The sequence below is a fragment of the Microcoleus sp. T2B6 genome, from assembly GCF_036700475.1.
Taxonomy (GTDB): domain Bacteria; phylum Cyanobacteriota; class Cyanobacteriia; order Cyanobacteriales; family Microcoleaceae; genus Microcoleus.
The window spans coordinates 1-8,589 of sequence record NZ_JAUBOZ010000072.1 but is presented as its reverse complement, the minus strand read 5'-3'; the positions used below and the strand labels follow the sequence as shown (position 1 = coordinate 8,589).

8 protein-coding genes are annotated in these 8,589 nt (G+C 43.4%); 4 read left to right on the top strand and 4 right to left on the bottom strand.

Features of this window, described 5'->3' with window-relative positions; all coding sequences use genetic code 11:
* Window positions 1-129: 129 nt before the first annotated feature.
* A complete protein-coding gene (locus QUA00_RS25400; RefSeq protein ID WP_333138172.1) occupies window positions 130-603 on the bottom strand; it encodes an ABA4-like family protein in 474 nt (157 codons plus the stop codon).
* Window positions 604-879: 276 nt separating this feature from the next.
* On the opposite strand from QUA00_RS25400, the gene QUA00_RS25395 reads away from it, so the two are divergent.
* Complete coding sequence (locus QUA00_RS25395) at window positions 880-1,890, top strand: leucine-rich repeat domain-containing protein (RefSeq protein ID WP_333138170.1); 1,011 nt, start codon at window positions 880-882, stop codon at window positions 1,888-1,890.
* Window positions 1,891-2,286: 396 nt separating this feature from the next.
* Here QUA00_RS25395 and QUA00_RS25390 read toward each other — a convergent pair whose 3' ends face one another.
* On the bottom strand, window positions 2,287-2,451 hold the full coding sequence (locus tag QUA00_RS25390; RefSeq protein ID WP_333138168.1) for a hypothetical protein: 165 nt from the start codon (window positions 2,449-2,451) through the stop codon (window positions 2,287-2,289).
* The gene (locus QUA00_RS25385) at window positions 2,403-3,902 is read right to left on the bottom strand and encodes an NAD(P)/FAD-dependent oxidoreductase (RefSeq protein WP_333138166.1); all 1,500 of its coding nucleotides are present in this window, start codon (window positions 3,900-3,902) and stop codon (window positions 2,403-2,405) included. Before QUA00_RS25385 ends, QUA00_RS25390 begins: the two co-directional genes overlap by 49 nt.
* Before the next feature lie 70 nt (window positions 3,903-3,972).
* Here QUA00_RS25385 and QUA00_RS25380 point away from each other — a divergent pair, with 70 nt between their 5' ends.
* Entirely contained in the window at window positions 3,973-5,664 is a 1,692-nt protein-coding gene (locus QUA00_RS25380; RefSeq protein ID WP_333138164.1) for a hypothetical protein, read from the top strand.
* A 9-nt stretch (window positions 5,665-5,673) separates the two neighbouring features.
* Here the strand turns inward: QUA00_RS25380 and QUA00_RS25375 are convergent, their stop codons facing one another.
* Entirely contained in the window at window positions 5,674-5,907 is a 234-nt protein-coding gene (locus QUA00_RS25375) for a hypothetical protein (protein ID WP_333138162.1), read from the bottom strand.
* 110 nt (window positions 5,908-6,017) lie between these two features.
* Here QUA00_RS25375 and QUA00_RS25370 point away from each other — a divergent pair, with 110 nt between their 5' ends.
* Together QUA00_RS25370 and QUA00_RS25365 are read left to right on the top strand one after the other, a co-directional pair.
* Window positions 6,018-7,013: a pentapeptide repeat-containing protein gene (locus QUA00_RS25370; RefSeq protein WP_333138160.1), complete on the top strand. Its 996-nt coding sequence runs from the start codon at window positions 6,018-6,020 to the stop codon at window positions 7,011-7,013.
* Between the two features lie 91 nt (window positions 7,014-7,104).
* Window positions 7,105-8,436, top strand: a complete 1,332-nt coding sequence (locus QUA00_RS25365; RefSeq protein WP_333138158.1) for a serine/threonine-protein kinase — start codon at window positions 7,105-7,107, stop codon at window positions 8,434-8,436.
* The last annotated feature ends 153 nt before the right edge of the window (window positions 8,437-8,589 follow it).

Sequence of the window (8,589 nt, the reverse complement as noted above, 5' to 3'; positions counted from 1 at the left end):
ACCCAACGGTAAACCGCCATCTACCTCTTTCAAAATACAAGGAGCGGGTTTAGCTACGATCTATATTCTTATTGATATCTTGCGCCATTCTTAGGAACGAACGGGCCAGAGAGCCCGTTCCACAATACATCAATTTTCTTGGGGGTGGGCTCCAGAACCGGCCCCTGAAAGACTTTCCGAACTCGGAAAAAACCTTTGAGTAATCCAAGCAGTTACAATATGAGAAAGCAATCCCATCGGCCCCGCAAAAAAACACAAAGCCAAAGAATGAACCGTCCAAACTCCTGTCCGCTGTCCTTCCCAATAAATCCAGCGCCCGACAAACAAGTCCATCACTAAAAAATGTATCCATCCCGTAGCCGCCGCCGTTTCCTCCCCCAGAAACTTAGCAATATCTGCTAACTTGGGATTCGACAAAGCAGCCGCATTTTCCGCAGTCAGACTGCTACCAAACAAATATATGTACAAAACGGCGAGCACTGCAAACGGAATGAAGGAATTCATCACTTTTCGGGTAATTCCCCAGTTTGGTAATAAAATCATAATTGCCCAGAAAGGCACAACGAACAGATTACCGGCATTAAAAATTAGTTCTGGTGTCATAGTTGGCTCTTGGCTCCTGCGAAGGCAATGCAATTAAGGATGTTAAGATTACTTTACACAATTTTTGCTGAAATTTCTCAAAACCCGAAAAAAATCTCATTCACAAATGGAATAGAATTGCTATACTTATAGCCTTTCTCAGTAACATGAGGTGCTCATCGGGCATCGGGCATCGGGCATCGGCATAGGACTCACCCCATACCTCACCACGTTTGAGAACCGCTATATCTAAAATTTCAAATATCCCATCTAAAATCGATTAAGGCAGCACAGCCCATGACAACCTATAATAACTTTTCCGATTGGTGCAAGCAGAAACAAAACATCTCTCCCGGTGCCAAACATACCGTAGACATACTGTTGCAAATATCAGAGACTTCCGAGTGCGATCGAGCTAACGAACTGCTTTCTAATACAACAGAACTTAACCTCAAAAATCTTCAAATTACCGATATCAGCCCCCTCTCATCTTTCACTCAACTTACTAATCTCATCCTCGGCAGTAATCAAATATCTGACATCGCTCCCCTGCAATCTTTAACTAACCTGAAAGCTCTGGTTATAGATGTCAATCAAATATCAGATATCCGTCCGCTTTCATCTCTAATAAATCTGAGTATACTCGTTCTCGATACCAATCAAATCTCCGACCTCACTCCCCTAGCAGTTTTAACTAATCTTACCGCACTTGTCTTGTTTGACAACAAAATTTCAGACATCACTCCGGTGCAAAATTTAACTAACTTAAATGCACTGATTCTCTACAAAAATCAAATTTCCGATCTCGCTCCTCTGGCAAATTTAACTGAACTCCAGACACTCTACCTTTACAATAATAAAATATCGGATATCACCCCGCTGGCTTCCTTGAAAAATCTCAAAACGCTGTTTCTCTTCGGAAATGAAATATCTGACCTGACTCCGCTGGCTTCTCTAACTAACTTAAATAAATTGGTTTTATTCCAAAATAAAATATCAGATATTAGTCCTTTGACATCGCTCACTAATTTAATTGAACTCAACCTCGGTAACAATCAAATATCAGACATCAGTCCGCTGAAATCCTTAACTAATTTGACTGAACTTTATTTGTTCAACAATCCGATTTCGGATAGCAGCGCGCTACAAGCTTTAAATAATTTATTTTTACTAGACTTGTACAACAATCAAATCTCTGATATCAGTTCCCTGCAATCGTTGCAAAAGTTAACTACACTGGACTTGCGCGGTAATCCCATAGTTAATAAAATTTGCCCTGTCAATCCTGAATCTATATGCCGGTTTTAATTAATTATTAAGGTCGAGGCAAGATGGCGGTTTATAGAGTATAATGTCAAAGGTAAATATCAGGAGAAAGTGATGAGCGGACACGATGCTTTGATGTTAGGATTGCTGCTGTTGCCAGGTTTGGCTTTGTCGATCGCAATTATGGGCGCTTTTGCCGCTGGTGGATAATCAGTTTTGGCAGCAGGCAGATTTTGTAAAAAGTAGTTTTTTCCTCGTTTTCCTCGTTCCCTGGCTCTGGCTGGGAACGCATTTCACTATTGCTCTGCCTCCTGTTTTTTTGCCAGCGAGGCAGAGCCTCTGGATCTCGGTTCCCAGCCAGAGGCAGGGAACCAGTTAATTTTCCTTCTTCCTTCTTCCTTCTCCCTTCTTCCTTCTCCCTGACATCCGTTACATCCGTTACATAATCCGTTGCCGAACTTCCTTCTTCCTGACATCCGTTACATCCGTTACATCCGTTACATCCGTTACATCCGTTACATCCGTTACATAATCCGTTGCCGAACTTCCTTCGCTTACAAAAATTGTGCTGTCACATCGGAATTTACCAAAGTATTCGCGCACAAAATACCCGATGCTGCGACAGCGGGTACGCCAATTCCCGGCATGGTGCTGTCTCCCACTCGATACAAGCCTTTGACTGGTGTTTGCGGGCCGGGAAATGTGCCTTTTCCGGCGGCAATTGCAGGCCCGTAAGTTCCTTGATATCGGCGCAAAAATCGGGCGTGGGTTAGCGGTGTGCCGATCGACTCTAAGACTATCCGCGATCGCAAATCGGGTATAATTTTTTCTAAAGCTTGAAACAGAGATTGCGATCGCTCTTGCTTTTTCTGCTGATACAATTCGCCATATTCCCAACCTTCGTAAGGTTCCAATGTATAAGCGTGAACGGCGTGATGTCCGGGCGGCGCGAGACTTGTATCCCACACTGTAGGAATCGAAATCATGCAAGTATTTCCGGGTACTGTAATGTCAATCTTGCTGTCGTGAACGACGACGTGGTGGCCGGTTAAACCTTCGAGTCCTTCGGCTTTAATTCCTAAATGCAGGTGCATGAAACTGTCTACTGCTGGCATCGACAAAGCGCTTTTTCTGTAGCTTTCCGGCACATCTTCAGGCCGCAGTAACTTTGTATAAGTATCCCAAATTGTGGCATTTGAAATAACAATTGGGGCGCGAATAATTTCGCCATTTTTCAAGCGAACGCCAGTGGTTTTGCCCGCTTCAACTAATATTTGCTCGACGGGAGATCCCAGGCGCAATTTTCCTCCCCAGCGCTGCAAACCTCTGACTAAAGCATCGACGATCGCACCGCTGCCACCTACAGGATATTCGATCGCACAGCGCGATCGTTCCCCAATCATAAATGCTATTTCCGGCGCGACAGTTCCGTGCGCTTTCAAACCCGACAGCAAAAAGCACTCCAAATCTATCAAACGCCGCACCCAAGGGTCACGCACGTCCCGATCCATCAAGGAACCTGCTGAACCCGCGATCGCACCTACTAGCGGCAACAGCTTCAGCAAAGCAGGCGAGTACCGAGACAGCAAAACAGGTATCAACTGCCAGTCGGATCTCAGCGCTAAAGCCGGAATCCCACGCAAAGCTTCATACAAAACTAATAAGTTTTGTTGAAATTGCTGTAATTCTACAGCACCTTGCGGTGCGAATTTGGCTACAGCATCTAAGTAACTTCTCGCATCAGCATAAATCGGTAAACTCCCCTCTGGAAAATGGTAATGCCCCAGCGGATCGTAGGAAATTGCTGCGATCGATTCCTCTAAAACATCAAAAACTTGCCGCAAAGGATTGAACGACCGGGGGTCAGTCAAACCGCAATAAAAAGAAGGCCCCGAATCAAAGTGAAATCCCCGGCGCGAAAAGCTGTGGGCTGCCCCGCCCGCTATGATGTGGCTCTCGCAGACGAGAACCCGCTTGCCGTAGCGGGCTAGCATCGAGCCTGCGACTAAGCCCCCAATACCGCTGCCAATTACGATCGCATCAAAGTCTTGCATTTATCAAATGTGGTATAATTGTATTATTTCTTGCTGAGTGTTGACAGGGTATTTTTATGGGAGGAAAACTATGAAAGCTTTATCTATTTTAGATGAAGTTGTTCGCGAATTAGAACAAGACGTGAATCTCTCGCGCATTAAAAAAATAATATTTTTTGCTTGTAAAGAGTTGTGGGAAAACGACCCCGCCCAACTCGCCAGCGCCGATGTAAGGATTTTAATCGAAGAACTGTGCGCCAAATACAGCAGGTTAGAAGATATTGAAGCTGTTTTAAATAGTATAGTCTCTAAGGTTAATAAAAAAACCGAGTATGCTTTAGTAGCAGACCTCATAGTCTGTCAACTTAGCAGGCTGTATGAATTTGAAGACTTCACCAAATTAGAAATAAACATATCTAGTTTTGGCGGTCAGGAAGCTCCCGCATTTGACGATCACTTTAGTTCGGAAATACCCAGCAGCGAAGAAAGGACAAGAAACCCCGGCCCTTTATTTGATGTCAGACAAAAAATTTTGCAGCAAACAAATCCGCTGAGGGCGAAAATCCTAATTTTTTCGAGTCTTTATCACGAGTTCACTTTTAGCGATCGCGACTGGCTACTGCTGAAAACTCAAGAACTTGACACTCTGCTGCGACAACTGTTTAATGTCTGTGGCAGCCTAGCCGAACTGGAATCTCATTTATACAGAACTGCTAGCAATCTCGACAACAGAGATGAAAACGATCAAGCTGCGAGCGTAATCATCAAAGCGATGAATCCTTGTTACGCAAAAATGCAACAGGAAGAATCCTATGAAGCCGAATCTTCGGCTAGTGAAGATTACGATCAGACACATTTAAACAACAGTGTTTATGAAGAGAGCGAGATGGTGGACAGGCGCACCGATTATTTTGATCCAGGCGAGATTACTCACATCCTTCAAGCTGCTCCACCTCACTATCATTATGACCCCCAGAAGAGTTACTTAGTGCCGGACACGGCAGAAAATCTACAGTTTAAAGAACCCGAAACCAGCAATAATTATGCTACCGAGTTCAGACCGGAAATCGTAGAAACCTTCCCCGTTGCAGAAATGCCGACTATTATCGAAATTTTAGAACCGGCGGCTCCTGTTATTATAAATATTAGCGATTCCATCAAACGAAAGTTGGGATTGGAAGAAGAAATGACAGAATTAGTCAGTCAAAGTGCTAACTCCGCAACGGCGCAAATAGAAAATATATTCACCCAGTTAGAAGCTGCTTTGAACGGAAAAATTTCTACGGGAAGTGTAGAGGAGCGTTTGTACTGGAAATATAAAAATCTCCGAGAGTATGTAGGAAAAGTTCAGAAGTTTACCGATAAATTGCTGGAAATTTTGAGCGAATTGGAGTCAAAAGAAAGCGGAAAATATCCTTCTGAAAGCACAGAAAACTTGGTTGACAATATTTCAGACATCCCGCAGGAAAACTCGAGCCATAAAGCAAATCAGTATCAGCTTCTGGAAATGGCAAAACAAGGCAAACCAAAGGCGATCGCCCAATTGATTAATCAATTGCTACAGCCTAAAGGAATTGCTGCTACAGTAGGATTTAAAGACGGTTGGCTCCATGTGATTCTGGAGTCTGCTGAAGTACCAAACCAACAGGCTACAGCTACCTACATTCACAAAAAACTGTGTACTTTAAAATCCAAATATCTTACTCATGTGAAAATTCACGGGCGACAGTTAGGCAACAAAACAGTCTTTTGGACTCAAGAATTTGTCAATCAAACTCATTAAACGCTCGACTCAAGTCTGGGGTGACACAAACGGGAGCATCTCATATTTGTAAAAATACTTCTTCTGGCTCCTTCCTTCTTCTGGCTCCTTCCTTCTTCCTCTTTCCTTCTTCCTCTTTCCTTCTGCCTCCTGCCTCCTGCCTCCTGCCTCAAAACTCCAATTTCTAGCGGAGGGCTGCAAAGGTGAGATGCTCCCGACACAAACTAAGTCGGCCTGCGTCAACTGAAATTCAAGAAATTTCATCAAATTTCTCAGACTCAAGTCTGGCGCTACACAAACTAAGTCCGCCTGCGCGAACAGAAATTTAAGCAGCCTAGAAATAGCAGATTGTACCTAATTAACAACAAAAAAATATGAATGCCAGCGAAATTTTAAGGCGATATACATCAGGAGAACTAGATTTTCAAGGTATGAATCTCAGAGGGGTATACCTGAGCGGTGCCGATTTAATTGGCGTCAATTTAAGTAATGCTGACCTCTGGGGTGCAAACTTAGCGATGTCGTACCTGAGCAGAATTAACCTTCAGCGCGCAAATTTAACTAATGCAAAGCTGTGCGGTGCTAACTTAAATCAAGCGAACTTGAGCGGAGCAAATTTGTCTGATGCAGACTTCCACGGAGCGACTTTGCAAGGTGCAGACTTTCGCAAAGCCAACATCTCTTTGGCAGTTTTTATTGATGCAAATTTGAGCGATGCAGATATGCGAGGTGTGAATTTGCAAGGTGCCGATTTGCGCGGGGCGTGCTTGCGGGGTGCAAATTTGCGGAAGGAGGTGCGGATTTTTGAGGGTGCAAATTTGCGGGGTACAAATTTGCAAGGTGCCGATTTGCGGGGCGTCAATTTGCAAGGTGCCGATTTGACTAAAGCTAATCTCAGTCACGCGAATTTGACAGAAGCATCTCTGGGGGAAGCAAATCTGACTCAGGCGAATTTGAGCGAAGCTATTTTAGATGGCATATTTTTGACTGAAGCAACTTTGGTAGAAACAAATTTTTCTTGGGCTGTAATGACAAATGCTAAGTTGGAAAGAGCTGTGTTAATTGATGCTGAATTTGCTGGCGCTAACTTGCGGGGTGCATTTCTTCCTGATGTTAAGTTGAGCAATGCTAATTTAGTTATGGCTGACTTGAGTCGCGCTAATTTGGTGCGGGCTGATTTGAGTCGAGCTAATTTGAATCAGGCAAATTTGAGTGAAGCTGATCTGACTGATGCTTACCTGGCTAGAACAGATTTTCGGGAGGCAATTTTGCACCGCACAAATTTGATTAGGGCAGATTTGAGCACTGCTAATTTAACGGGTGCTCAGTGGCGCGGTACAATTATGCCGAATGGAGAAATCCACGGATAATTACTTGTACTAGCAATTTAACGCTGTCGGCAAAATAGTTAATTTAATAGTTAAGGAAATTTCATATATTTAAACAAAATAGGACTAGGCTGTGTTAAATCCCGGAAAAATTTTACAAGAACGTTATCAATTGCAACAGCGTTTAGGACGCACAGCGGCCGGTCATCAAACTTGGCTAGCAGTAGATTTAGAGTCTCAAGAACAGGTGACGCTGAAAATGTTAGCTTTTAGCCCGGAAATGCAGTGGGAAGAACTCAAGCTTTTTGAAAGAGAAGCACAAGTTTTGCAGGCGCTAAATCATCCCCGCATTCCTTGCTATCGAGATTATTTTTCCCTGGAGCGGGAAGCCGGAGCAGGATTCCCTTGGTTTGGGTTAGTGCAAGATTATATTCCGGGGTTTTCGCTTCAGGACTTTTTAGAAAATGGTCAGCATTTTTCAGAAAAACAAGTACGAAAAATTGCCACTGAAGTGCTAGAAATTTTAATTTATTTGCATGAATTGAGTCCCCCGGTTTTGCACCGAGATATTAAGCCGAGTAATTTAATTTTGGGGGAAAATCAGCAGGTTTATCTAGTAGATTTTGGTGCGGTACAAGCTCAAGCGGCGGTGACAGGTGTAACGTTTACAGTGGTAGGAACGAGTGGCTATGCACCCTTAGAACAGTTTTGGGGGCGGGCGGTGGCGGCTTCGGATTTGTATGCTTTGGGAGCTACTTTAATTCATTTGTTAACGGGGGTGACTCCTGCGGATTTGCCACAGAAAGATTCTCGGATTCAGTTTAGCGATCGCGTGAGTGTGAGTCCTAGTTTGGTAAGCTGGATTGAGAAGATGACGGAAATCGCGTTAGAAAAGCGTTTCAGCGAGGCTAGAGAGGCTTTAGCAGCTTTGAAATCGGGAAACATACAAGGGGCTAATCTTCAAATTGAGACTGTGAGGAAAATTGCTAAACCGCGTCACAGTCGCATTCAAGTTAGCAAATCAGCGACCGAGTTAAAGATTAAAATTCCGTCTCGTTTAGTCAGAAAGCCTTTTTCAGGTGCTTTTATAGGAATATTAACTATACTGCTATCTTGGCCGATAGTCTTAGCATATTTGCAAGTAAATGTGACTATGGGATTAGGATTTTTTCCGCTTATAGCAAGTATCTTAGTTAAGATTTTGGGCAATGGTACTAAAATTACCTTTAACCGGAACTACTTTAAACTGGAACATCAGATATTTGGTTGGAGTTATTTAGGACAAAGGGGGGAAGTTTCTGAGATTTTGGGTGCTTTTCTATACAATACTTATCAGGGAAATGAAATCAGGATTCGTTCAGGTAACGAGAGGGGAACTTACTTTTATACTTTAGCAACAAATTTGAAAGAGGTTGAGGCGGCTTGGTTAGCGCAAGAAATTCAAGATTGGTTAAATTTAAGATAAATTTTTGTAGGGCGAAGCCTTGGTGATTTTTTTTTGTATAATAGACATTTCCCAACTCAAAATGGGTGACGCGCTCACTTAGGATCGCGAATTAAATAACTTACAATTTTAATTGTTATTGTGGGATGGGCGTCCCGCCCGTCCTTTTTGGAC